General features: G+C 59.9%; 23 protein-coding genes. 9 read left to right on the forward strand and 14 right to left on the reverse strand.

The window, feature by feature from the left end; all coding sequences use genetic code 11:
• The first annotated feature begins 81 nt into the window (after positions 1-81).
• Positions 82-801 (forward strand): hypothetical protein, encoded by a 720-nt coding sequence (locus tag HDF09_RS05745; RefSeq protein ID WP_183762720.1) that lies wholly within the window; start codon positions 82-84, stop codon positions 799-801.
• Positions 802-1016: 215 nt separating this feature from the next.
• Here the strand turns inward: HDF09_RS05745 and HDF09_RS05750 are convergent, their stop codons facing one another.
• From HDF09_RS05750 to HDF09_RS20485, 3 genes are read right to left on the reverse strand one after another with little or no spacing between them, the layout of a single operon-like run.
• Positions 1017-1340 carry a DUF3861 domain-containing protein gene (locus HDF09_RS05750; protein WP_183762723.1) on the reverse strand — a complete coding sequence of 108 codons (324 nt, stop codon included), beginning with the start codon at positions 1338-1340 and terminating at the stop codon, positions 1017-1019.
• Entirely contained in the window at positions 1340-1789 is a 450-nt protein-coding gene (locus HDF09_RS05755; RefSeq protein ID WP_221270003.1) for a PadR family transcriptional regulator, read from the reverse strand. The genes HDF09_RS05750 and HDF09_RS05755 overlap by 1 nt, the downstream gene beginning before the upstream one ends.
• Positions 1753-1926 (reverse strand): hypothetical protein, encoded by a 174-nt coding sequence (locus tag HDF09_RS20485; RefSeq protein WP_221270004.1) that lies wholly within the window; start codon positions 1924-1926, stop codon positions 1753-1755. The genes HDF09_RS05755 and HDF09_RS20485 overlap by 37 nt, the downstream gene beginning before the upstream one ends.
• 125 nt (positions 1927-2051) lie before the next feature.
• Between HDF09_RS20485 and HDF09_RS05760 the strand changes: the two genes are divergently transcribed.
• From HDF09_RS05760 to rseP, 3 genes are all read left to right on the forward strand, one after another.
• Positions 2052-2915 (forward strand): phosphatidate cytidylyltransferase, encoded by an 864-nt coding sequence (locus tag HDF09_RS05760; protein ID WP_183762729.1) that lies wholly within the window; start codon positions 2052-2054, stop codon positions 2913-2915.
• A 550-nt stretch (positions 2916-3465) separates the two neighbouring features.
• Entirely contained in the window at positions 3466-4656 is a 1191-nt protein-coding gene (locus HDF09_RS05765) for a 1-deoxy-D-xylulose-5-phosphate reductoisomerase (RefSeq protein ID WP_183762732.1), read from the forward strand.
• Positions 4657-4694: 38 nt separating this feature from the next.
• Positions 4695-6089, forward strand: a complete 1395-nt coding sequence (gene rseP, locus HDF09_RS05770; protein ID WP_183762735.1) for an RIP metalloprotease RseP — start codon at positions 4695-4697, stop codon at positions 6087-6089.
• Positions 6090-6288: 199 nt separating this feature from the next.
• On the opposite strand, the gene HDF09_RS05775 is transcribed toward rseP, so the two are convergent.
• A complete protein-coding gene (locus HDF09_RS05775) occupies positions 6289-7290 on the reverse strand; it encodes a DHH family phosphoesterase (protein WP_183762738.1) in 1002 nt (333 codons plus the stop codon).
• Between the two features lie 166 nt (positions 7291-7456).
• On the opposite strand from HDF09_RS05775, the gene HDF09_RS05780 reads away from it, so the two are divergent.
• The gene (locus tag HDF09_RS05780) at positions 7457-8491 is read left to right on the forward strand and encodes a CPBP family intramembrane glutamic endopeptidase (RefSeq protein WP_221270005.1); all 1035 of its coding nucleotides are present in this window, start codon (positions 7457-7459) and stop codon (positions 8489-8491) included.
• Positions 8492-8674: 183 nt separating this feature from the next.
• Here the strand turns inward: HDF09_RS05780 and HDF09_RS05785 are convergent, their stop codons facing one another.
• Positions 8675-10297: a Na+/H+ antiporter gene (locus HDF09_RS05785; protein ID WP_183762741.1), complete on the reverse strand. Its 1623-nt coding sequence runs from the start codon at positions 10295-10297 to the stop codon at positions 8675-8677.
• A 154-nt stretch (positions 10298-10451) separates the two neighbouring features.
• Between HDF09_RS05785 and HDF09_RS05790 the strand changes: the two genes are divergently transcribed.
• The 3 genes from HDF09_RS05790 to HDF09_RS05800 all read left to right on the forward strand — a co-directional run bounded on the left by HDF09_RS05790 (position 10452) and on the right by HDF09_RS05800 (position 14943).
• Positions 10452-13106 carry a penicillin acylase family protein gene (locus HDF09_RS05790; RefSeq protein ID WP_260180933.1) on the forward strand — a complete coding sequence of 885 codons (2655 nt, stop codon included), beginning with the start codon at positions 10452-10454 and terminating at the stop codon, positions 13104-13106.
• Between the two features lie 126 nt (positions 13107-13232).
• The gene (locus tag HDF09_RS05795) at positions 13233-13598 is read left to right on the forward strand and encodes a VOC family protein (protein ID WP_183762745.1); all 366 of its coding nucleotides are present in this window, start codon (positions 13233-13235) and stop codon (positions 13596-13598) included.
• Positions 13599-13821: 223 nt separating this feature from the next.
• The gene (locus HDF09_RS05800) at positions 13822-14943 is read left to right on the forward strand and encodes a YCF48-related protein (RefSeq protein WP_260180934.1); all 1122 of its coding nucleotides are present in this window, start codon (positions 13822-13824) and stop codon (positions 14941-14943) included.
• A gap of 47 nt (positions 14944-14990) precedes the next feature.
• On the opposite strand, the gene HDF09_RS05805 is transcribed toward HDF09_RS05800, so the two are convergent.
• The 6 genes from HDF09_RS05805 to HDF09_RS05830 form a co-directional block, all read right to left on the reverse strand.
• Positions 14991-16181 carry a type II secretion system protein gene (locus tag HDF09_RS05805; protein WP_260180935.1) on the reverse strand — a complete coding sequence of 397 codons (1191 nt, stop codon included), beginning with the start codon at positions 16179-16181 and terminating at the stop codon, positions 14991-14993.
• Between the two features lie 25 nt (positions 16182-16206).
• Positions 16207-16839: a hypothetical protein gene (locus HDF09_RS05810; RefSeq protein WP_183762751.1), complete on the reverse strand. Its 633-nt coding sequence runs from the start codon at positions 16837-16839 to the stop codon at positions 16207-16209.
• Positions 16836-17534 (reverse strand): hypothetical protein, encoded by a 699-nt coding sequence (locus HDF09_RS05815; protein ID WP_183762755.1) that lies wholly within the window; start codon positions 17532-17534, stop codon positions 16836-16838. Before HDF09_RS05815 ends, HDF09_RS05810 begins: the two co-directional genes overlap by 4 nt.
• Positions 17531-18283 carry a PilN domain-containing protein gene (locus tag HDF09_RS05820; RefSeq protein WP_183762758.1) on the reverse strand — a complete coding sequence of 251 codons (753 nt, stop codon included), beginning with the start codon at positions 18281-18283 and terminating at the stop codon, positions 17531-17533. Before HDF09_RS05820 ends, HDF09_RS05815 begins: the two co-directional genes overlap by 4 nt.
• Complete coding sequence (locus tag HDF09_RS05825; protein WP_183762761.1) at positions 18283-19410, reverse strand: type IV pilus biogenesis protein PilM; 1128 nt, start codon at positions 19408-19410, stop codon at positions 18283-18285. Before HDF09_RS05825 ends, HDF09_RS05820 begins: the two co-directional genes overlap by 1 nt.
• 275 nt (positions 19411-19685) lie before the next feature.
• Positions 19686-21320 carry a GspE/PulE family protein gene (locus HDF09_RS05830; RefSeq protein WP_183762764.1) on the reverse strand — a complete coding sequence of 545 codons (1635 nt, stop codon included), beginning with the start codon at positions 21318-21320 and terminating at the stop codon, positions 19686-19688.
• 238 nt (positions 21321-21558) lie between these two features.
• Here HDF09_RS05830 and HDF09_RS05835 point away from each other — a divergent pair, with 238 nt between their 5' ends.
• Positions 21559-22122, forward strand: coding sequence for an HdeD family acid-resistance protein (locus HDF09_RS05835; RefSeq protein ID WP_183762767.1), 564 nt, complete (start codon positions 21559-21561; stop codon positions 22120-22122).
• Between the two features lie 207 nt (positions 22123-22329).
• Here the strand turns inward: HDF09_RS05835 and HDF09_RS05840 are convergent, their stop codons facing one another.
• The 3 genes from HDF09_RS05840 to HDF09_RS05850 all read right to left on the reverse strand — a co-directional run bounded on the left by HDF09_RS05840 (position 22330) and on the right by HDF09_RS05850 (position 25058).
• The gene (locus HDF09_RS05840) at positions 22330-22995 is read right to left on the reverse strand and encodes a DUF2959 family protein (RefSeq protein ID WP_183762770.1); all 666 of its coding nucleotides are present in this window, start codon (positions 22993-22995) and stop codon (positions 22330-22332) included.
• An 80-nt stretch (positions 22996-23075) separates the two neighbouring features.
• Complete coding sequence (locus HDF09_RS05845; RefSeq protein WP_183762773.1) at positions 23076-23780, reverse strand: DUF2306 domain-containing protein; 705 nt, start codon at positions 23778-23780, stop codon at positions 23076-23078.
• 78 nt (positions 23781-23858) lie between these two features.
• Positions 23859-25058, reverse strand: a complete 1200-nt coding sequence (locus HDF09_RS05850) for a type II secretion system F family protein (protein ID WP_183762776.1) — start codon at positions 25056-25058, stop codon at positions 23859-23861.
• Positions 25059-25311: the final 253 nt, after the last annotated feature.

Consider the following 25311-nt stretch of genomic DNA (forward strand, 5'->3'; position numbering starts at 1 on the left):
TTTTGCGCGTCACAAATTCCCCTGCTCACACGGCAACTTTCCGTCCAGCCCTCCGTCTTCAACGTTCAGAGGAAACATGTTATGCATGTTCCATTGCGTAAATCCCTTTGCTGTACTCTTGCCTTGCTTCTCGCCTCCACGCCTCTCACTCGGGCCCAACAGAACAGTACCGTATCTCCTCCACCAACCCCATCCCAAATCCAGCAAGCCCACACCGTCTTTCTCACCAACTCCGGCACCGACCCCAACTTTCCCATCGACGAAACCAAGGCCTTCAACGATATCTATGCGGCGTTGCAGGCCTGGGGCCACTATCAGCTCGTCAACTCCCCGGACGAGGCCGATCTCGTCTTTCAGCTTCGAGACATCGCTCCCATTACTGATGTGACCGGGAATGACGGCGGCGTCTATTCCTACACCAGCCCGGCCTTTCAGCTCACCATCATCGACCTCAGATCCAATATCGCCCTCTGGACCATTACCTCACCCATATATCTCGCGGGAAAAAATCAGGTCTTTGCCCGCTGGGTCTCTATCTCCGAAACCAACCTTGTAAGCCGAGTCAAAGTCGTCGCCGGTCAGCCACTCACTCCAGACGAGACCGCTGACCTCACCACCGTCCCCAACTATCACCACGTTAGAACTGGGCTAATCATCGTCGGCCTCGTCGTCGGCACTGGCGTCGCAGGCGGCCTCATCCTGCATCACCTGTTCGAAAACTCATTGGCCGATCAGAAAGCCTCACAGGACGCCTTCTGCAAAGCAAACAACATTCCTCTCTCCGAGTGCGCGGGCGGCTAGCAAAAAATAGTCCTGCCAGACGGGCCTCCTGCGCGGAGGGCGGTCACTTCGTGACGCGTATACCTTGTCACGGTAGGACCAGCTGCATGGGGCCTCGCGTTGCTCGGCTTGATATCTCTTCCGACCAACGGGAGGACCACGCGAAGCAGTAAAAAGGCGTGTGAACGCCCGCCCCGCGCGCAGCGGGCCCGTCCGGCAGGACACTCGCCGTCAGCCTAAAGCAACCTACCCGGACCGCCAGAGCCAACGGTCTCAGGACGCTGCTTCAACCCACGCACAAACTCCCCCAGCGCCGGACGAATCGTCGCAAACATCGGATCGTTCCGCTGCATCAGAGCCACCTCGGAGAACAACTTCAAACCAACTCCCAGCGACGCGACCGTGTCGCTATCGAATGGCAGCCGAGCTCGCATCCTCTCCACGATCCCCAGAATATCGTCGTGGTTCGCAGCTTCGAACGACAGTGTCCGTCCCTCCACCGGCTCTCCCTTCGCTCCAGTCAGCGCCTCAACCGTGACTCTGTAACGGTAAGAGTTCATCAAGCCCTCTCAATCTGCTTGGCAGCAGCGTCAATGATGTCCGTGATCGCGTGAATCTGTTCCGTCGTCAGCGGGCCTTTCTTCATCCGCAGCGCCATCCGAAAGTTCTCCACCGCGCGTTCGATCTGAGGAGAACGACCACTCCCCTGCTCACTCCGAGCATGGTCCATCCTCGCGAAGATCGCATCGACCATCGCCTTGTTCTCGGCCAGCGACTTTGCCCCTTCTTCCGTGATCGTATAAAGCTTGCGCGCGCCCTCGGAGACCACGGTCGCATGCCCCATCTCCTCCAGCATCGTCAGCATCGGATACACCACGCCCGGACTCGGCGCATACATTCCGCCCAGCCGCTCCTGGATCGACTTGATGATCTCGTAGCCATGGCTCGGCTTCTCAGCGATCTGCTGCAGGATCACATAGCGAAGGTCGCCCGCGCCGAAGAACCGCATCGGGCCTCCATGTCCCCCGCGCCCCCCGCGAAAGCCATGCCGGCCTCCTCCAAAGTCGCCAAAACCGCCTCGTTGATCGTCCCTATGTCTCTCACCACGGCCTTCTTCTCTGCCGTGGCAACCTCTGTAGTGTTCATGTAAGTGTTCGTGTAGTTTTCTCATATCTGAATAGTACTAAGATATATCTTGATAAGTCAAGATAGAAAATAAAACAATCTGTCCAAGCCCGATATACGGCCCGATATATCCTGTTCAGGACTTCATGAAACGCATCCTCACCGCCACTGTTCTCATCCTCGCCGTCTTCGCCCTCATCTTCTTCGGACAGCTGTGGATGATCACACTCTTCAGCGCCATCGTCGCAGAACTAGCAGCCTATGAGTACCTCAAGCTGGCCGCAGTCGGTGCCGAAGCCCACGGCGCCAAACTCCGCATCCCCACCTGGTGGATGGTCCTCGGAACCGCCCTCGCCTTCGTCGTCACCCTGCCTAACTTTCCAGTAGAAGCCCAACTCCCCGTCCTCAGCGCGCTCACCCTGGTCCTCTTCGCCTGGAACGGCTTCCGCGCCCCCCTCATCCAGGTCCTGCCCGACACCGCCCAGGGCCTCTTCGGCCTCATCTACATCGCCTACCCCCTCACCCTCGTCCCTCTCCTCTGGAAGCAGGAGGATGGCCCGGCCCTCGTGCTCTTCCTCATGGTCTGTGTCTGGGCCGGCGACATCGCAGCCCTCTACATCGGCCGAGCCTTCGGCAACCGCAAGCTCGCCCCCCGTCTCAGCCCCGGAAAGACCTGGGCCGGCTCCATCGCCTCTATCGTCGGCAGCATGATCGCCGGAGGCATCGTCATCGCCATCGCCGACACCCTCACCGCCCACGGCAACACCCTGCTCCACATCTCCGAGCCCATCTGGCAATCGCTCCTGCTCGCCGCAATCCTCAACATCGCCGCTCAGCTGGGCGACCTGCTCGAGTCCGCCATCAAGCGCGGAGCAGGCGTCAAGGACTCCGGCACCATGCTCCCCGGCCACGGAGGCATCCTCGACCGCATCGACGCCCTCCTCCTCGCCGCCCCAGTCCTCTGGTACATCCTCCTCCTCAAGGACTACTTCGGCCTCGGCCGCTTCTAAAAAGCTGTCCTGCCGGACGGGCCTCCTGCGCGGAGGGCGGGCGCTCGCACGCCTTTTTAAAGCTTCGCCCGGTCCTCCCGTTGGTCGGAATCATCTTCCTCGCGACCAGCGGGAGCGCCAACCGAAGGGGTATACAAGTCACGAAGTGACCGCCTCCCGCGCAGGGAGCCCGTCCGGCAGGACAGCTCTGGACAGCAAGAGAGGCTGTAAACAAGCTATTCGACGCTCGCTCCAAAACCGCTCCTCACGTCCAGCCAAATCCTGTCAACCCCCGAAACCGCCAAAACCCGCGCCAATCAAGGGAATTCGCGTGGCGCATTAGTTCCCCTCAAACAGCTATACTTGAAGTAGTTCCGAGGTAAACCCTGGCACTTACCTGAATACCACCGTAACTCCTTTGTTTAGACGTATCTGCAAGTAACCCTTTGTATATGACATATTTACGAGACAACACGACCCACATCTCCATGCAAAGAAAAGACTTACGCGCCGGTAATATGGGGGGGGGCCCCCTCCTCAGCCCAACCACAGCCCCCGAGGCCGACGCCTCGTGAAAAAGCTCGCTATCCTCGGCTCGACCGGCTCCATCGGCCACAGCACCCTCTCCGTCTGCGAGTCCTTCCCCGACCGATACCAGGTCGTCTCCCTCGCCGCAGGCACCAACATCGACGATGCCTTCGCCCAGTGCCTCCGCTGGCGCCCCAGAGTCATCTCCCTCGCCACCGAAGCCCTCGCAGCCACTCTGCTGACTCGCCTCAAAGCCGAAGGCATCACCAGCATCGAAGTCGTCCACGGCAGCGCAGGCACCATTCACGTCGCAACGCTGCCCGAGGTTGACTTCGTAGTCTCCGCAATCGTCGGTGTAGCGGGCCTCGAAGCCACCTACGCCGCAGTCTGCGCCGGCAAGACCATCGGCCTCGCCAACAAGGAGTGCCTCGTAGCCGCAGGCGAGCTCATCCTCGCCGCCGCGAAACAGCACAACGTAGCCCTCCTGCCAATCGACTCCGAACACAACGCCGTTCACCAGTGCCTGCGCGGCGGCACCGCAGCCGAAGTGAAGCAGATCTGGCTCACCGCATCCGGCGGCCCCTTCCGCAACACCCCCCTCGCCGAATTCGAAAACATCACCCCACAGCAAGCCCTCAAACATCCCACCTGGGTCATGGGACAGCGCATCACCATCGACTCGGCCACCATGATGAACAAAGGCTTCGAGGTCATCGAAGCCTGCCGCCTCTTCAACCTCCCCGCAGCCCGTGTCCGCACCACCATCCACCCTCAATCCACGGTCCACTCCCTGGTCGAGTTCGTCGACGGCAGCATCCTCGCCCAGATCTCGGTCACCGACATGCGCCTCCCCATCCTCTACGCCCTCGCCTACCCGGAGCGCGTCGCCGTAACTGAAAAAGAGTCCCTCACCTTCGACCTCACCACCCTCTCGCAGCTCGACTTCTCTCAGCCCGACCTCACCCGCTTCCCCTGCCTTCGCCTCGCCTACGAAGCCGCCGAAGCCGGTGGAAATGCGTGCATCGCCCTCAACGCAGCCGACGAGATCGCCGTAGCGGCATTCCTCGAAGGACGTATCCCCTTCCTCGGCATCCCGCGTACAATAGAGGCTGTGCTGCAGCTAACTTCCAGTCAATCACCGGCGTCTATCCTCGATGTGCTAAATGCAGATCTTGCCGCGCGCGCCTCTGCCCGCGAAGTGATTGCCCGCCAACTCACCGGCGCCCCACGGTAGTCTGCAGCTAACCAGGTAACGAGGTCCTTCCGAACTTCATGGCAACAATCGTCCAGCTTCTCATCGTCCTCGGCATCATGGTTCTGGTCCACGAGTTCGGCCACTTTGCGGTCGCCAAGCTCTGTGGCATCCGCGTCGAGGTCTTCTCCATCGGCTTCGGCAAACGGCTCTTCGGCTTCCGCCGCGGCGACACCGAGTACCAGATCGCCGCAGTCCCCCTCGGTGGCTACGTCAAGATGGCCGGCGAGATGGGTTTTTCCGGAAATGAACTCACTCCCGGCAGCGTCGCGCCCACCGATCCTGGTGACTTCAACGCCCATCCCCGCTGGCAGCGCATCCTTGTCGCACTTGCCGGACCAATCGCCAACTTCATCCTCGCCCTCGGCCTTATGACCGGCGTCTCCATGCTTCACAACGAGGTGCAGGAGTTCATCGACGGCCCCGCCTACACCGACTACATCACCCCAAACACACCCGCATTCCGCACCGGCATCCGTAGCGGCGACACCATCGTCCACTACGACTCCATCGAAAATCCTACGTGGGATCAGGTGGGCATCCGCTCCCTGTTGAACCTAAACCAGACCGTTCCCTTCTCCTTCATTCACAACGGCCAGCGCGTTGACACAAAACTCTTCGTTGAAAACAAGGGTGCTCCCGACGACTTCTCTCTCGATAACCTTGGCGTCATTCCGAAGATGCAGACAACGCCAGTTCAGGTCGACTCGCTTGAGCCCAACATGCCCGCAGCCCGCGCTGGCCTCAAGCCGCACGACAAGATTCTCAGCATCGACGGGCTTCAGCTGCACTCAGTTCCCGCTCTGCTGTCCTATCTGCAGGATCAGGCCGGCAAGCCCGCAGACCTCTTGATTCAACGCACTGCAGCTGATGGTGCAACGCAAACCCTTCCGATTCAAGTTACTCCGGAGCTCGCTGAGACGCCTGGTGGGCCTAAGGAGAAGGACTATCGGCTGGGTTTTGTGGCGGTGCAGCCACCTGTCAAGGTGGAGCGGCTGCCGCTGGGTAAGGCGATGGTTGCGTCGTGGGAGTTCAACAAAAAAGGCTCTTTGCTGATTGTTGAAGTGCTCAAGCGGCTGTTTACGCGGCAGGTTTCGGTGAAGAGTCTGCAGAGCCCGATTGGGATTGGGCAGCAGATTCATCAGGCGGCGCAGATGCCGGGGTGGATGCCGCTGATTGGATTGATGAGCTATATCTCGTTGAATCTGGGGATCTTCAACCTGCTGCCGATTCCGATTCTGGACGGCGGGATGATCCTGTTTTTGTTGATTGAGACGATCATGCGGCGGGATGTGAATCAGCAGATCAAGGAGCGCGTGTATCAGGTTGCGTTTGTTTGTCTGCTGGCGTTCTTCGCGTTTGTCATCTTCAACGATCTGACGAAACTCAACCTTTTTACGAAACTTAAACCTTAGAAGATTTCAAAAAAAATATGCCCTGGTGCGAACGTGATTCGCCCCAGGGTTTTGTTGTTTTTGCTGGTGTTTTTGAGGGGTGTTTCAGAAAGAGAGTGTTTTTGGTGTGGTGTTTTTGTGGTGAGAACGTGGTGGAATGCGTGGTGAACGTGGTGCGTTGACCGTCACTTCTCCGCACACGAAAAACACGCCAACTTTTTCAATTATTTTTTTCATGTCCGGTTGCGGCCGCTCGCAGCTCAGCCACAATCTCGTCGACTGCCTTTCGCGCCTCGTCCTCGCGGTCGGGGGGGAAGCTGATTGCGCCTACGCGAGCGTGTCCGCCGCCGCCGTAGCGCTCGCAGATTTCAGCGAGATTGACCAGCTCGGTCGGCATCAGCTTGGTCCACGGATTGGTTCCTACCGACACCTTGGTGCGAAAGCTCGACTTGCTGAGTCCCACATTGTAAATTGCGTCGGGATGCAGGTAGTACGGGATGAACTTGTTGTAGCCCTCGGTGGGCTGGTCGGTGATGTCGAAGGTAATCACGCCCTGGTCTACCGTTGATCGTTGTTTGATCAGCTCGAGCGCGGCCCAGTGCCGGTCCATCAACGGGCCAAGCTGCTCCTGCACGAATCCCTGGTCCAATACCTGCTGAAGACTCATCTCGGTCAGGAGCGGAATCAGTCTCTGCACCAGCGTGGGGTCGGAGGAGCTTTCGATGACCATCGTCAGCTTCATCGCGGGCGCGGCCATCTCTACTGCGGCCTTGGCGCTCTCGTATCGGGCACCGTCGACGATGTCGGCCCACTGGATCAGCTCCAGCATGGGGGCTGTGTCGAAGCCGAAGTTGACCTGCGCGATGTCTGCAATGAGGCTGGTGCAGGAGATGTAGTCTGGGTTGAAGAACTTCCGCATGCGCTGCGACCCGTCGGCCTGTCCTGCTTCAAAGTTTTTCTGGTCTTCGGGAGTCAAAAACGCGCTCTGATGATGATCGAACCACCACGTCACCCTCGGCGAAGCCGAGTATTTGAAGTCCACGATCGCATTTTCGCCGCTGCCGAAGTCGCCTTCGTCGAACAGTGCGCCAGCCCGGTGCACGAGTCCGTGATAGGAGTACGAGGTCGCCGTCTTCACGCACTCCCGGTGGAATCGCGTGAACAACGAAGCCGAACAGGCTCCATCGAAGCACTTATCGTGATAAAAGATCTTGCAGTCCAAATCGGCTATCTCCCGCGCTCAACACCTTTCTCGAAGGTGTGAAGAGTCCAGCATAGCGCACCTGAATCACTTAGCGATCTATCTCGCTTGGCGGAACTCCATCTCGCTTGGCGGAACTTTTCGCGAGATCTTCTCGTACCTCAAATCCAGCCTCAAGAGGATTCCCTTGCAGACCTATACCCAAGATCCATCTCCCGACACGCCGCTGCCACCGAGCTCGGAACCTGCCATCGAGCGTCCCACCCCGCTACGCCATGTGTTCTTCGGCACCGACGGTCTTCGCGCCGGCTGGAGCATCCTTCTTTTCGTTGCTCTCTTCGCGGCGTTTATGTTCGTTGCGCATGTCATCGCGGTGAAGATTCACCCACCCACCCACCAGACCTCACCGGACCACACCATCCCCTTCTTCTTCATGTTTCTGAACGAGGCCGTACCGCTGTTGGGAGTTGGAATCGTCACCTGGATCATGTCGAAGGTGGAGCGCCGACCTATCGGCGTCTACGGTCTTGGAGGTGCCAGCAAACTCCCGCACTTTATCGCGGGCCTTGCATGGGGCATTATCTGCCTCACGCCGTTCATTCTCATCCTCTGGAAGGCTGGTTTTCTTGTCTTCGATAACCGCCTCCTCTTTGGCAGTGACATACTCCGCTATGGCGCGCAGTGGTTGGCGATGTTCTTCGCTGTCGGTCTGCTGGAGGAGTACTTTACTCGAGGCTATCTCCAGTACACGCTCACTCGCGGACTGGCCGGCCTCTTTCGATCAGCCTTCAAAACTCCTCATAGTAACGTTCTTGCCTTCTGGACTTCGGCTGTCATCTTTTCAACGCTCTTTGGCCTGGTCCACGGCAGCAATCCCGGCGAGTCGCCCATCGGGCTGCTTACTGCCGGCCTCGCCTCCATGATGTTCTGCCTCGTTCTATGGCGCACGGGCTCTCTCTGGTGGGCCATCGGGTTTCATACCACCTGGGACTGGGGCCAATCGTTCCTCTACGGGGTAGCCGACAGCGGCATCATGATCAAGAATCATCTGCTCGCTACTCATCCCGTCGGCAAGCCTCTGCTGAGTGGAGGCACAACGGGGCCTGAAGGCAGCATCATCATCCTGCCGATCATCGTGCTCATCGTCGCGGTTATCGTCTTCACGCTGCCTCGCACCAATGCGGGCTATACCAGGCTGCCGGAGCGGGCCGCCGAGTCATAACGAAGCTGTCCTGCCCGGACGGGCCCACTACGAGTGGAGCAGCCACTTCGTGACTTGTGTACCTTGTTGTGGTTAGGGAACGATGCTGGTCCTCCCGTTGGTCGGAATCAACTTCTCCTCCGAGCAACGGGAGGACCGAGCGAAGCAGTAAAAAGGCGTGCGAACGCCCCGGAAGGACAGTCTCTATGCGATCGGCGTCCCCTGGTATCGCGTCTCTGCAAGGTCGAGCTCTCGTTCCATCGTTCGGAGCACATCATCTCCAATACGTCCTTTATCCCGCAGAGAGATGAGTGTGCGTCGCTCGGCCTGCAGAGCATCCTCGAGAATGCTTCGCAGTCGCGTCATCGTCTCCCTATCGACAGCCTCGAGACCTCCCTCATCGTCTCCGCCGACAGCTGCGAGCTTGTGTCTGTAGCGATGAATGAGATCGTCGTATAAATGCTCCGCATCATGTCCACCGCGCCTACGCCCTTCTTCGAGATGGTGAACGGCCGCTCGTAGAACGATGCGTCGCGCCTCTTTCTCCTCAGGATCCATTCCCAGGTTGCCTGCAAGGCCAAGGATACGAATCAGCACGGGCAGCGTGAGGCCCTGCAACACCAGCGTGACGAGAATCACGCAGAAGGCCAGAAACACGATCAGGTTTCTCGTCTCGGACCTTCCATCACCGAGCATCTCCGGAACTGAGATTGCGGCTGCGAGCGCGAGTACACCGCGCATCCCTGTCCAGCCGACCACGAAGACCTCGCGCGGCTGTAGCTCCTCTTCCTTGTGTTTCATCCAGCGCCGATCGATATATGCTGCGATCTTGAAGACCGGAATGACCCAGACGATTCGCAACAGGATCAGCACGACGCTGAAGACGACTCCGTAAAGGATCAGCGTTCCCTTACTGAACCTGCCGTGAATTCCAGCCAGCACGTAGGGAAGCTGCAGGCCGATGAGCACAAAGACCAGCCCATTCAGCATGAACGTCAACGCCTCCCACGCCCCAACGACCTGTAAGCGCACGGCTGGCGAGAAGAACTCTGTACTCTTGCGGCTCATGTAGATTCCGCACGCTACTACAGCCAAAACGCCTGATGCCTTCGCGTGCTCTCCTGCGAGATACGCTGCGTAGGGAACGACGAGACTCACGACCAGCTCGACGGGGCCGTCGTCGATGAACTTTTCCAGCCAGCCCACGATGATGCCGATCAGCAGGCCGATCAAGAGCCCTCCGAAGACCAGATACAGCAGCCTGAAGAGGCCGCCGCCGAGAGTAGGGGTCTGTCCTCCCTGAATGATGCCGATGCCTATCTCGAGAGCGAGCAGGCCGGTTGCATCGTTGAGCAGACTCTCTCCTTCGAGGATGTCGACGATGCGCCTGGGGAGGCCGATGGACTTTGCGATCGAGGTCGCAGCGATTGCATCTGTGGTCGCGACTACAGCGCCGAGCAGAAAGCCGGCCTTCCAGTCGAGCGCGGTGATGAAGTGGTCGGAGAAGAATGCGACTCCCCAGACGGTGAAGCCGACCAGACCGAACGCCAGCAGGCCTATCACGACTGCGTTGCGGCGAAACTCACGCCAGGACATCAACCAGGCGGAAGAGTACAACAGCGGCGGCAGAAAGACGACGAAGACGACGTCGGGATCGAGTGGAACGTGCGGCATGCGCGGCAGGAAGCTGATGAGGAGCCCTGCCAGCACGAGCACGATGGGATAGGGCACCTTGAGCCGCCGCGCCATTGCTGCAAAACCTGCGACCAGCACCAGCAACAGCAGAATGACCGTCTCGACTGCATGCAGACTCGATCCAGCTTCCATGACACCCTCGTTTCAGCCCCGCACCGCGTTCCGAACCAGACCACATCCAGTGTCGTTATCAATGATGCTAAGTAAACCAGATTAAATGACGTGCGCGGTTGTCTGTCGAGTTGAGCGCCGGGCCACGCTTCCATTTACACTTCGATCAAAAGCTATGAACCCGTACGAATCGATCGCCGCCGCAGCCTCCCCGGAAGAAGCCCGCACCGCCATGCAGGTTCGACGCAGGCGAATCTTCTATCGACTCGTGGTTATTTTTACTTTGCTGGTGCTGCTCTTCGGCGTGGTTGGATTTTTCTATGCGCGGCACTGGACTCGCAAGGCGATGCGCGATGCTCTGCCGCAGCTGGATGGCGCGATCTCTATCGCTGGGTTGTCCGCGCCGGTCTCGGTGCAGCGCGATGACCATGGCGTTCCGCATCTTCGGGCGAGTTCGCTGGACGATCTGGTGATGGCGCAGGGGTATGTGACGGCGCAGGACCGGCTGTGGCAGATGGATGCGCTGCGCCGGCATGCCGCGGGCAGTCTTGCCGAGATACTTGGAGCGCCGCTGATTCCGCATGATCGCGCGCAACGCACCCTGCAGATTCGCGCTGCCGCCGACCGCGCGCTGGCGACTCTTCCGGCGGATCAGCTTCATCTGCTGGAGCGGTACTCCGCTGGCGTGAATGCGTCGATCGCCGACCAGAGCGCTCATCTGCCACTGGAGTTTCGCCTGCTGCGCTACGAGCCCGCGCCGTGGACTCCGCGCGACAGCCTTCTGATTGGGCTGGTGATGTTTCAGGATCTGACGAACAGCTTTCCGCAGCAGCTGAATCGCGAGGCGCTGACTGCGCGGCTTCCGTCGCACCTGGTTGGGGACCTGTACCCCGTGGGCTCGTGGCGCGATCATCCGCCTGCTCAGCCTGTGGTTGATCTCACAGCGCCGCAGCAGGATATTCCTGATATTCCGCTGGATGAATCGCAGACGAAGCTTCGCAGGCCGGCGCCTTCGAGGGCGAGTGGGACGGCTACTCCCGAAGATCTGCTCGCACTACAGGAGACTCTCAAGAACCCCATCTGCGAAGGCTGTTTTGCGGGGTCGAACGACTGGGTCGTCTCAGGCGCTCATACCGCTACCGGCAAGCCGCTGCTCTCGAACGACATGCACCTTACGCACAATGTTCCGGGGATCTGGTATGAGGCGGATCTCGAAGCGCCTGCGCCGAATGGGGATCTTCACGTCTCCGGCGTCTCGCTGCCCGGCGTGCCGTTTATCATCGTCGGTCACAACGCCCATGTTGCGTGGGGATTTACGAATCTCGGCGCCGAGGTGCAGGACATCTACATCGAACACACGCGTGGCAGTGGCGACGCGATGGAGTATCAAGCGCTCGACAACAGCTGGCATGCGGTAGTCCACCAGCAGGAGATCATCCACGTCAAAGGCGCGAAGGATCTTGTTCTTGATGTGCCTGCCACTCAGCACGGCGGCGTGAATACACCGATCATCTCGGGCATCTTTCCCAGCGAAAAGCGCAGCCTCTCCCTGCGCTGGACGATCTACGACCCTGCAAACATCACGCCGTCTTTTCTCGCGATGAATACAGCCACGGATGGAGTCAGCCTGGTCGCTGCCTTCTCCAGCTTTGGCGGCCCAGCGCAGAATCTCGTCTATGCGGACGACCAGGGTCACATCGGCTACCATGCCGTCGGAAAGATCCCGATTCGCGGCAACATCGCGACGCCAAGCCCCATCAGTCCGGTTCCCAGCGACGCGCTCGACGCTACGCAGGACTGGGCCGGCACGATTCCATACGAGATGCTTCCGCGCGCGACGGACCCGCCCAACGGCATCCTCGCCACCGCAAACGCCCGTGTCACCAGCGACGACTATCCTTACCCGATCACGCTGAACTGGGCCGCTCCTTATCGCAACGAGCGCATCTGGAAGGTGCTTACGGCACGCGCCGCCGAGACCAAAGACCATCTCACCGCGGCCGACATGCTCGCGCTCCAGACCGACGTGTACTCCGATGTCGATCACGCCATCGCGCAACGTCTCGCCTACGCCATCGATCACGTCACCAAGTCCGAGTTCACTACAGAAAGGACCGCCGCGAAACGCCTTCATCAGGCGGCGGATCTCCTCCGCGACTGGAACGGCAACGTCGATGCGGACGCCGCAGCCCCTGCCATCGTCGTTGCCGCTCGCGCCGCACTGTGGCCGCTCCTGCTCGACCCGCAGCTCAGCGCGCAGCCCCGAACGAAATCGGATCTTCAGCCCGGCGTCCCTCGCACGGGAGCGGCTCTCTATACGTGGGGCAACAAGGCCTACGCGGAGGAGTGGCTCATCATGCACACTCCCAGCCGCTGGCTGCCTCCGGCCTATCCCACGTGGGACGACCTGCTCACCGCCGCCGTCTCAAAGGCCCTCGCCGACAATCATGCTCCCGGCGATCTCTCCAAATGGCGCTACGGTCAGTTCCGTCCCATCGACATCGAACATCCCATCTACAGCCAGTCCCCGATCCTTCAGCGCGTTATTGGCCTGCCCACCAGCCCCGGCCTCCAGCCCCAGAGTGGCGACGACGTCACCGTCAAGCAGGTAGGCCGCAGCTTCGGCCCCTCCGAGCGCTTCACCGCCGACCTCTCCGACCTCGACCACAGCACGCTCAACCTCGTCCTCGGCGAGTCCTCGAACCCGATGAGCGCCTGGTTTATGGATCAGTGGCCTGCCTGGTACCACGGCACCACCTTCCCGCTGCCGTTCAGCCACGCCGCAGTGGATGCCGCCGCCACCCACACCCTGACCCTCACCCCGAGATAACGATCCGCCTCCGTTGCGCGTCTCAACTTTGAAGAGCTTGTCACACGCTTGTCGATCGTCTCCGGGTAAAATCCTTTGCGTGCACGCGGGCCGCGAATCACCCAACCTAAAAAAGAGGACACCTTAATGGCACATCCGTTCTGTCACATGGAACTAGGCAGCACCGACGTTGCGAAAGCCAAAACCTTCTACACAAATATGTTCGGCTGGGCGATCACTGACGTGGATATGGGTGGCAGTATGATCTACTCCACCTTCAAACCGGAAGACACCGGCCCCGGCGGCGGCATGATGATGCAGCCCGTCCCCGGAGCGCCTTCGGCCTGGCTTCCCTATGTCGCCGTCGATGACGTCCAAGCAGCCACAAAAAAAGCGGCGGGCCTCGGCGCGAAGGTCCACGTGGACGTACAAGAGGTGCCGAACCTGGGCTGGTTCAGCGTCATCAGCGACCCCACTGGAGCAGCGCTCGGACTCTGGCAGCAGAAGGTATAAATACTTCTCACGCATCGCAGCAGGACAGCAGATACAGGCCGGGACTATCTTTGCGTCTTTTTCGCGAATGGTGTTCGGCCAGTTTTGTTGGTGAGTGAGATGGGGTGCGTCTCGAAGGGGAACGACAGCTCCTCCGTCACGTCAGATCCCTGCGAGTCGCAGACGAAAGCCGTCATACACTAATCAGCAGATGCGATCCTCTCACCTTCTTCTGGCCCTCACGTTGGCAACGACCCAAGCCGCAAGCTTCGCCTGTGCGCAGTGGGATATCGAAGAGTCCCACACCACCGCAAGCCTGCGCGGCATTCATAATGTCGGCGGAGGAGTCGCGTGGGCCAGCGGCACCAACGGCACCGTGCTTCGCACCGAAGACGGTGGTTATCTCTGGCAGACCTGCACGATACCGCCCGGTGCTGAGAAGCTAGACTTCCGCGGCGTCCAGGCCTTCGACGAAAACACCGCCATCGTCATGTCCAGCGGCCCCGGTGATCAATCGCGCCTCTACAAAACCACCGATGGCTGCCAGAGCTGGAAATTAGTCTTCACCAACCCCGATGCTGGCGGGTTCTGGGACACGCTTCGTATAACCGATGCCAGAACGGCTTACCTTCTGGGAGATCCCGTGGATGGCAAGTTCGCAATGTTTTTCACCGACGACGGTGGAGATAATTGGTTCATCGCCAGCGACCCCGGTCGTGGAGCCTCTCCGGGAGACGGGGCCTTCGCCGCGAGCAATTCCGCACTAACATCGAGCGGGCCATTTCTGTTTTTCGGCACGGGATCGAGCGCCGGTACCACAACACTCCCGCACGTTTACTCCACTCGAGCCAAATGCGTTCCACCGCCAGATAAACCCAAGGCACCCCCTCTCACCTGCACCATTGAATGGACACGAGCCGAGGTCCCCATGGCTGCCGCAGGTGCTACCTCTGGCCTCTTCTCTCTCGCGGCCCGCATGAGCCCCACCAAAAGCGGTGTCTCCAAAATCACGCTCGTCGCGGTCGGAGGAACATACGATAAGCCTGAGCAAGCCTCAGACACTGCTGCCACATCCGAAGACGGTGGCAACACCTGGACTGCATGCAAAGCCCCGCCCCACGGTTATCGCTCCTCCGTAGCCTACGACCCCACCCAGAAACTCTGGATCACCGTAGGTCCGAACGGCACTGACATCTCCACCGACGACGGCAAAAATTGGCGTCCGCTTACACCCTCATCCACTGACCCAGCCGATGCCGACAAGAACTGGAACGCGCTCTCGCTTCCCTTCGTGGTTGGTCCGCATGGACGTATTGGTCGCCTGCGCACTATCGATCAAAAGGCAGCGGCTGCAAAGAAACCGTAGTCCCCCCGCAACTACGATTTCCGGCGCAACACCGAAGCCGCAAAGTATTACTGTGGCTGCTGTGGTGGAGTCGGCGTGGTTGTGCCGCTTCCTTGTGTGCCGGACGTCGGAGACGATCCGAATCCCGAACTCGGCGACGAGCCAAATCCGGAGCTGGGTGAGGATCCAAATCCAGAGCTTGGCGAAGATCCGAACCCCGAACTGCCCGACGATCCGTACCCAGAGGTTCCAGTTCCAGCACCTCCAACCCCGGAGTTCAGTGAACCGGCTGATCCCAGGCCCCCTCCGCCTTGTAGACCTGCGGCCGCCTTCATCTGCTCAATCCGAGGATCGTAGATAAACTCCCACGTGTTGTACGACGTCTGCTCATTCAACACCTTGATCGAGGTGCCTTCCTTCGGAATTCCCACGCCGACGAAGGGCGCGCCGCCCCCCGAGAACCCGCCGGACGACTGGCTGGCGATCCCGGCGGCCGACCCTAGGGTGCTGTTAGCGCCCGTCCCAGTCGAGGCGGCTCCGGAGTTGTCCGTTGATCCTGTCGTCCCCGTTGTCCCCGTTGTCGTCGCCCCGCCCGGGCCTGACGCTCCAGCTCCCGCCGTGCTCCCCTGACTGCTTCCCAGACTCGTTCCGGCGGAGCTTGAGCCTCCCAGCGTAGCTCCGGAAGAGCCACCGTAGGCGCTCGACCCGCCCGGCGCCGATGAACCGAACGCGCTGCTAGTCGACGAGCCGAACGCGGAGTTCGAACCAGCAGCCCCTGCGCCGATACCTCCCGGCGAGGCCTGTCCCGCGGCTGCGCCCAACCCAGGCGCAAGGCCCGTCAGCGGCTGGCCGAAGAATCCCTTCACCGTCGTCTTCGCCTCGCCCACGTGAATCAATCGCCAGTCCGACTTGCCCGTGAAGGGGTCCACATACTCCTGCCGCAGATACTTCACAGGAGTTCCCTTGGCCAGCGCGTCCATCGTGCCGGGATAGGAGTTGTTCTTGCGGTAGTAGAGCTGGATCGCGCGTACGTACTGGTTTCCACGATGCACGGCCTCGACCTCCTTCTCGCGCCTCAGCCCCTGCGCCATCTTCGGCGCGGCAATACTCAGAACCAGCAGAATAATGAAGATTGCGACGATCAGCCCTACCAGCATGAAGCCCTGCTCCGCCTGCCGCTCGTCGGCGGACAGAGGACCCTGCGCAAGATAGCGCGGGATTCGACCCTCGAGAAAAAGCCGTGAGCAAAGTCTCTTCATCCGTCTACCTCAAGCGTCAGCAGCTTCACCGCGCCAGCAGCGGCAGCGTCTGCTTGTTGTTATTCGCCATATCCTCAACCTCTACCGAATTAGCCGAGATGGTGATTACCTTATACCGCCGCTGCACGATGTCGCCATCGGAGGCCAGGAACACATCCTCTCCATGCAGCAGAAACGCCCTGCGCGTTCCGTTCGCCGCGGTCGCAGTGCCGAAGAACTTCAGGTCGATTGGCGGCGGTGGTGGCGGCCCTGGAGGTGGTGGCGGCGGTCCTGGCGGCGGAGCCTTTACCGCTCGCACTGGCGCGATCGGCTTCGGAATCTCAATCGGCGCCGAGTTTGCAGAAAATATATTTCGCCCACTGCCTGAGTACACCAGCGATTCGGTGACCAGCATCGCATCCATTCGCAGCGTCGGATCGAGCTGTGCCGAGGTGGTCCCCAGCTTCTTCGCCGCCGCGCCCGCGATATTTCCCGACGGCAATGCGACGACCGCTCCCGCAGCAGGAGCAGACCTCGCCGGAGCCGTCACGACAACAGGCGGCGCAACCGGCGCAGGACTGTCATCACGCAGCTCGTAGTACAAGACCCCAGCCGCAACCAGCACGAACGCACCGATCGCAGCGCCCTTCTTCTGTTGATCCGCCGTCAGCCGCATCATCGCCGGCCTCCCGCAGCATGGCCTTCCGAGGCGCTGTCTGCCGCCTTCTCCTCCGCACCTGCCACAGTCTTCTCCGAGCCTTCGGTCCCCACCGGAGACCGCAGATACGTCGTCAGCCGCAGCCGCAGCCCGACCGTCCCGCTCTGCTGCCCGGTCAGTGTCAGCCCGGTAATCAGGAAGAACATCTTGTCCCGCTCCAGCGAGTTGATAAAAAGCACCAGCGGCCGATAATCCCCGCTCAAACTTGCATCCATTCGAGTCTCGGTCAGTGCGCCGGCGGTCCCGTCCATTACAGGAGAGTGCGCATACTGTACTCGCGTCAGCTTCACCCCTTGCTTCTTAGCCAACGCACCGACCTCCCCTGCCACCTGGGAGTCAGCAAAGGGCAGGCGCTGTTTGTAGAACTTGTCCGCATCCTTCGTGGCCTGCGCCAGCTTCTCGTCCAAACCTTCCAGTGGCTGCTTTGCAATCTCGGCGGTCTTCATCTGTATTGTCTGGTCTGCAAGCGCAGCTGCATTCTGACTATTCGCCGCCCGCCACGCAAACGCCATATGCGCCAGCAAGTAAAGATTCACCAGCCCCAGCGCCATCGCTCCCGCAATATGGAAGTTCTTCAGCGTACCCAGTCGACTTGCCTTCTCGGCCCACTGCTTCGCCGCAACTGCGGTTCGTTTCTTCTCGGCAACCGTCGTCATCGCGCTGCTCCCTTCTGCGCTGGAGTCTTCACGCCGGTCGTTGGAGATGCGGGAGAAGCACTCCTCGGAGCCCTCTTTTTCTTCACGCCATCCGCAGGCGAATCGCCCTCTGCGGTACCGCCCTTGCCCTTCGCAGCGACATCTTTCGCCGCCTTCTCCGGCAGCGGGTTATATCCGCTCAACACATCGAACTGCACCGCGCCGGGAACCGTCACCTGCGTCGCATTCCGATTTCCCTCCTGGGTCTGCGCCTGCTCCGACGCAAGCCTCGGCGAAAGGAACCGCTGCGACGTCTCAAGGTTTCTCACGAGCTGCACCGCCTTCTCGCGATCCCCACTCACGCGCAGCCGAATATTCACATCGCCTTCCTTCGTAATCGCCGGATCGATGCTTGTCACCTGCACTCCGACCGGCAGCACCTTCTCGAGGTCCATCATCACGGCCGTCCAGCTGAAGCTCTTTACCGCAAACATCGTGTTCAGAAAATGCGACCGATCCAGCACCGCCATATTCTGCGGCTGCCGCATCCTTGCCTCGTTCGCCATTCGTTCCTGTTGGAACCTCTGCGTCTTCGCCTTCAGCGCATCCATCTGCGCCTGCGCCACCTTCGCCTTCGCATTCAACGAGTGCAGGGCAAACCCCAGCCCCACCGCCAGCAACGCCAGCACCACCATCGCCAGCCGCAGCTTCGCAAACAGCGGCCTCAGCTCAATAAACGGTCGATTCGCAAGATTGACAGAGATCCGCATCAGTTCTTCAGCGCTCCCCGGACGCCGGCCAGCCAGCCTCGCGGCACACTCGCCGTCACCGCACCCGCCTCCATCATTCCTGAATCCATCATCTCGCGCACCCGCAGGCCCTCCAGCCCGTTCTCTTCGGTCGCCGCCGTCAGCGTCCCCACATCCAGCGTTCCCGCCATCAGCAACTGCTCCGGGGCCGACTGCAGCGAATCCTCAAAGTACGCCGCCGCCACACTCACCGCCTGCGCCACCTCCCGCGCTGCCGCCTGGGCCTCAATCTCCCGCACCAAAGCCGAGTTCATCACCGAAGGCGGCATCGCAGACGGCGCATCGAATCGCTCCCATCCCTCCGGCCCCAGCGGCTCCTGCCGCGCCCACTCCTGCACCGAACTCTCCCGGTCCACCAGCGGTATCGCGCTGTCCACAAGTTCAGCCGGAGCACTCGCCCCTGCGCCCATATCCACCGAGCGATGCAGTAGCAGAACCCCCCCCTGCACAATCGCCGTCGTCACCGAGCCCAGCCCGGCATTGACCACCAGCACCGGCGACGAAGTCTCATCCAGCCCCGCCAGCGCGGCCAGCGTACTCGGCAGCACCGCTCCCGGCAGATACCCCGCGGCCAGCACCATCGCCTCATACTCCTCGAGCACAGCCTTCGGCATCGCAACCGCCAGCAGCCTGATCGTTCCCTTCTCGCTCGACATCACCTGGTAGCTCACCATCGCGTCATCCGAGTCGAAGGGCAGCAGCTTCTTCAAACGAAACCGCACCAGCGGCAGTGCTTCGGCCGCCTTGGTAGGCAGCTGCTCGAAGTCCAGAAACAGCACCCGCACCGCCGCATCCGGCACAATCAGCGTCACATCGCGCAGTCGCCCAGCGCCCCGCTCTGCGCGATCCGACGAGCCACGCCCCGAAACCGTATCAAGCGCCTTCTTCACCGCAGCCGTCACCGAACTCTTGTCGACGAGGTTGCCCGCCTTCAGCCCCGGCGCAACCGCACCATTCGCCAAGTCCACCCGCGCCACAGAGGTCAACAGGGCCGCCGCATCCTCGGCCCGCGCCGCCACAACGCCCTCTGCGCGAACCTCAACCGCCAGCCGCGGCCGCGTGCCCAATGTCTTCGGTAAAATTTCCATTCCGTCCTAGACTACCTGTTTTTCTTCATCAAGCTACTTACTCTCAGAATGCGCTTGACCTATTAAAATCCACCGTTTTGCGAAGACATAAATCCATAGCGAGCGAATGCAGACGATGAAGACTACTGCGGGCCATCGCCATGCCGAGTTAGCCATTCCCAGCCAAGCGCTATGAATGCTACGAGGCATGGTACAAACCGCAAGAAGTGCCAGCAGAAAGCACGTCCAACCAAAAAGCCGTGAACTTAGGAATGGAGTGTTTCCACTCACCGCCCTTACCGTCCCGCCTCGATAAACGTAACCTTATTGATCTCTTTCAGCGTCGTAATCCCGTCCCTTACTCTCTCCAGCGCCGAATCCCGCAGAAAAGCCATTCCCTTCTGCTTGGCCTTCTTGCGAATCTCGCTTCCCGGCTTCTTCGCCAGCAGCATCTCGCGAATCTCGTCATCCAGCTCCAGCAGTTCGTGGATCGCCGACCGGCCGCGATACCCCGTCCCGCCACACTCAATACATCCCGGCCCCTCGCGGAAGTTGAACCCGCGCCACTCCTGCAGCTCCAGCCCGCTCGCCAGCAACTCCGCGTCGCTGTAGTGCACATCTCTCACGCAAAATTCACAAACTTGCCGCACCAGCCGCTGCGCCAGAATACAGTTCAGCGCCGAAACAAAGTTGTAAGGCTCGACGCCCATGTTCAAAAACCGGCCCAGCACATCGACCACGTTATTCGCGTGCACCGTCGTAAACACAAGATGACCCGTCAGCGCGGAGTTGATGGCAATCTGCGCCGTCTCCGCATCGCGGATCTCTCCGACCAGAATCTTGTCCGGGTCATGGCGCAGAATCGACCGCAATCCTCGCGCAAACGTCAACCCCTTCTTCTCGTTCACGGGAATCTGCGTAATTCCGCGAATCTGATACTCAACCGGATCTTCAATCGTGATGATCTTATCTTCTTCTGATTTAATCTCGTTCAACGCCGCGTAAAGAGTCGTCGTCTTACCCGAACCCGTCGGCCCCGTCACCAGCACCATGCCGTACGGCTCTTTGATGTACCGACGGAATCTCTCCAGATCCTTCGCCGCGAATCCCACCACATCCAGCGATAGCGACTTGAACTTCTCCGACATCGACTCTTTGTCAAGCACACGGAGCACAGCATTCTCGCCATGCACCGTCGGCATAATCGAAACACGGAAGTCGATCAGCCTGCCCTTGTAGCGAACGCGAAAACGTCCATCCTGCGGCACACGCCGCTCTGCGATATCCAGCTCGCTCATAACTTTGATACGCGACAAAATAGTCTGATGATGCTCGCGCGCAATCGGGGCCATCGCCTGCTGCAGCACGCCGTCGATGCGGTACTTCACCAGCAGCGAATCATCGAACGTCTCGAGGTGAATATCCGACGCACGCCGCTCCAGCGCGGTAAAGATAGTCGTATCCACCAGCCGGATAATCGGCGAGATATCGTCTTCGCTCGTCAGCCGCTCAATCGAAATATTCGAGTCCTGATTCTCATCGCCGTGCAGCACATCGAACGCCAGCCCCTCGCTCGCCTCATCAAGCACACGCTGGCTCTGCTCGGTCTTCTTCAGCAGCTCGGTGATCTGGCTCAGTGTCGCCACCCGCGTCACCAGCCGCTGCCCCAGCAGCCCGGAGATCTCGTCCAGCACCATCAGCTTCGAAGGGTCGGAGACCGCAATCGCGAGCTTGCCCTCCATCTGCTCCAACGGCACGAAGTTGTACCGGAACATCATGTCCACGGGCACACTCTTGAACAGCTCATGCGAGATCTTGAAGTTCTTCAGGTCAACGAAATCAGCACGATAGCGCCGCGCCAGCAGCTGCGCCCGCTCTATCTCGCCCATCCCCGCCTCATTGATCGGTATTGCCAACGGTGCCATTGCCATATTCGTAAGACTCCTCTTCCAACCAACCGTCACTCACACCTTCGCGTCATTCACAGTGTGTTCAAACGGCTTTCTTTGCGCGAATCCCTTTGTGAAAAACCTTTGTGCAAAAACCAGTATCCGCCGAAGACGAAAACTTCCGTCCAATCTTCTATTATTCAGCAGAATCACCTCTTATGGTATCCTCCGCGCAACCCCGTTTGGGCTCACAGACCTACGTCTTTTGGAGGACCCGACCATGAGCACCTACCCGCCGACTTTAGCCGCGCTCGCCCCCAAAGCCATCAACTGGTCCATCGCCCTCAGCATTCTACTCATCCTGGCCGGTCTCTTCGCCATCCTGGTACCACCGTTCTCCGGTCTCGCAGTGACCCTCATCTTCGCGTGGGCCATGATCATCAGTGGAATCACGCACTTCGTCTTCGCCTTCAAGACCCACACCACCGGCGGCGTGCTCTGGGAGCTGCTCGTCGGGGCCATTTACCTCTTCACCGGAATCTATCTTCTGCTGCACCCACTCGATGCCCTCATCGTCCTCACGCTGATCCTTGCCGTCTATCTGGTCTTCGAAGGAATCGTCGAGATCATCCAGTCGTTCCAGCTTCGCCCCCGCCACGGCGCCAGCTGGCTCCTGTTCGACGGTGTCATTACGCTGATTCTCGCGATCATGATCTGGCGGTCGTGGCCTGCGAGTACGGTCTGGGTCATCGGAACGCTGGTCGGCATCAGCATGATCTTCAGCGGCATCTCCCGCCTCATGCTCTCGCTCGCTGCCAAGCGGGTGCTCAAGCAGAGTCTCTGACAGACGATGTCCTGCCGGACGGGCTCCCTGCGCGGGAGGCGGTCACTTCGTGACGCGTATACCTTGTTTGGGCGAGGCTAGCTGCTTCGGTCCTCCCGTTGGTCGGCACAATCTTCTCTCCGACCAACGGGAGGACCAGCCGACGTGGTATACCCACCACGAAGTGGTCGCCCCACGCGCAGTGGGCCCGTCCGGCAGGACATATCTTTACGGCTGATCCGCATTCAAAGAAGCAATCAACGCATCCGCCTGCGCGATCGACGCATCCAGGCTCACCATCAGTACATCCACATCCGTCGACATCTGCGCCGAGGTCCCCTTCAACGAGCCAATCGCCCGCGCATTCAAATTGTGCTTCAAGAAAGTAACCTGATCCCGAAACGCCGTAATCACCGGCGTCATCCGCGCCTCAGTCTGCCGCATCGACTTGATGTACCCCGCCTCACTCAACCGCGACTGTCGCAGCATCAACGCCGACTGCGCCTTCAGTTTCTTGTTCTCCATCCCGTCGATCTCCTTCTGCCACTCCTTGAAGAGATCGTTCGAGACCTGATCAATCGAATCAATGCGGTTATGCAGCTTCTGCGCACTATCCGCAGCTTTTTCGTACTCCCCGTTTAATTTTTTATAGTTCTTCTCCAGCGACCCACCCTGAAACCCCGTCAACTCCTGAAACGACTCCATCGTCGTCTTGATCTGCTCCTTTGCCTGCTGCTGATCCTTCTTCGAGTCCTTCACCCGCGACACCAGAATGTCCCGCTTCTCCTTGCCAAACGTCTTCATCGCCTTGTAGTACGAGCTGGTACACCCAACCAGCACAATCAGCGGAGCCACCGCCACCACGCCTCGCAACACCCAACGCCGAGAGATCACAGTCAACTCCTTCACCCCGTCAGAGCTTGACGAATTGTAACCTCTAGCCCGCATGCCCCGAAGATCGGCCCAAATCCTCTCTAACCAGCAACAGGAAGCCGATCTCCCCTCGAACGCAGCCAGAGCTCCATAGCAATCGTGTTGATCGAAAAGCCGATCCAGAACGCAATGCCGAAGAACTGCCCGGGCTCAAGATGCGTCAACCGGCTCGTAGCGAAGAACACACCCATCACCGGCCGCGTCGTTGCAATGCCAAGAAGAATCGCAACCGACCGCAACATCCACCGCATCTTTTCAAGCGCCTCGCCCCGCCGCGCCGCCACAAAGGCTCGCCCCAGCGAAAACAAAAAGAAGCTATTGAACAGCAGCACCGCAGATCGCTCCACCCATCCACCAACCGGATGGGCGCTCATGGCATACGCAGTCACCCCCACCCATACCCCCAGCGGAAAGAACAGTCGCTCCGCCCACACCGCACCGGATCGTTGCAACAGCACAAACGGACTCAGAAGAACAAACGCCATCGCCGGAAGAATATGCGCAAGCGTCAAAGCAGCATGCGACGCGAACACCGCATCCAGGGCCGCCGTGGGTGACGATCCACCCTGCGTCGGATTAGCAAGCACCGCCATTCGACGCAACACCACCGCAACCGCGATCACAACGCAGATCCAGAAAGCCACCTTCAGCCAGCGAGGATACCCATACGCACGATACCCAGAAGAGACACCGCGACCAGCACCCCCTCGCATCTCGATCACCCGTGCCGGAGCCTTCGCATCCATAAACCCTCCCTGCCGCGAGGCCGAGCCGCACTCCGCTCAGGCCTCCAAAGGGTACGCAAAGAAGAATCCCGCCGTTCCCTACTGCCCGCCCGTTCCACCCGCACTTAGGCTGAAGATCGGCAGATACAGCGCAATCAGAATCGTCGTCACCACGAGCCCCATCATGATCAGGATCAGCGGCTCAATCAAACTCATCGCCGCCGTAAGATTCGTCTGCACATCCTCCTCAAAAAACTCCGCCACAGAATTCAACATCTGCGGCAGCGCACCAGTCGATTCGCCCACCTCGATCATCTCGATCGCCAGCTCCGGAAACACTTTCGTCGCCTGCAGACTGACCGACAAACCCTTCCCCTCGCGAACCGTCTCGACGGATTTATAGACCGCGCTCGCAATCTGCCGCGAATCGATCGACTTCGCCGCAGTCTCAAGCGACGGCACCAGCGGCAATCCACCCGTCAGCAGTGTCGAAAGCGTCCGCGAAAACAACCCCACCTGATACTTCAGCCACACACTGCCAAACACCGGCAGCTTGATCCGAATCTTGTCGATCAGGCTAGCGCCCGCATCCGTCTTCGACCACCGATACAGCAAAAATCCAACCACACCCACCACCACCGCAACATAAATCCCGTAAGCCTGCGCCTCCCGCCCCAGGTTCAGCAGGAACGTAGTCAACGCCGGCAGCTTCGTCCCCAACTGGTCATAGAGCTGCGCAAACCGCGGCACCACAAACGTGATCAGAAAGATAAACAGCGCAATCACCATCACCACCAGCAGCGCCGGATAGATCAGACTCGCCTTCAGCTTCTTCCGAAACGTCAGCGACACCCGCTGGAAGTCCAGGAACCGCTGCAGCACCTCCTCCAGATTTCCCGACCGCTCTCCCGCCAGCAGCGTGGTCGTATAAACAATCGGAAATCCGCCCTGCGCCTCAAACGCCTGCGAGATCGACTCCCCCGTCTTCACCCGCGACGCCACATCCTCCAACTGCGCGCGAAAGTGCGGAATCTTCTGCCGCTTACCCAGCAGCTCCAGCGAGCCCAGAATCGGCAACCCCGCCTTGATCAACGTCAGAAACTGTTGATTGAAGACCAGAAACGTCTCCAGCTTCACCTTCTTCTTGCTCGCCCCCAGCGCACTCTTCGCCTTGACCGAATAGACGAAGTACCCCGCCTGCGTGAACCGCGCCTTCAGCTCCTCTGCCGTAGCCGCCGCGTGGCTCTGCTCCATCACCCGTCCACGCTCATCCGCCAGCTTGATCACAAACTCAGTCATAAAACCCTGCAGCACCCGTTCAGCTAGAAGTTACTCGTCCATCTTAGACGCTCCCGCCACCAAAACGCGTGTCAGAATGACACACCGTTACCATCCCCCAAACGGGTCACAATATTCTCAACGACCGCAAAACTGCGTTCCTGTACTATTTGTGAGACATTTCCGTCGCCACGAATAAATCTTTCAGGCGGCATGACTCCCCGAATAAAAGCACGGTACGAGATTCACAAACCTGTTCCCGCTGAGCATCTTT

The sequence above is a fragment of the Edaphobacter lichenicola genome (assembly GCF_014201315.1).
GTDB classification, from domain to species: domain Bacteria; phylum Acidobacteriota; class Terriglobia; order Terriglobales; family Acidobacteriaceae; genus Edaphobacter; species Edaphobacter lichenicola_B.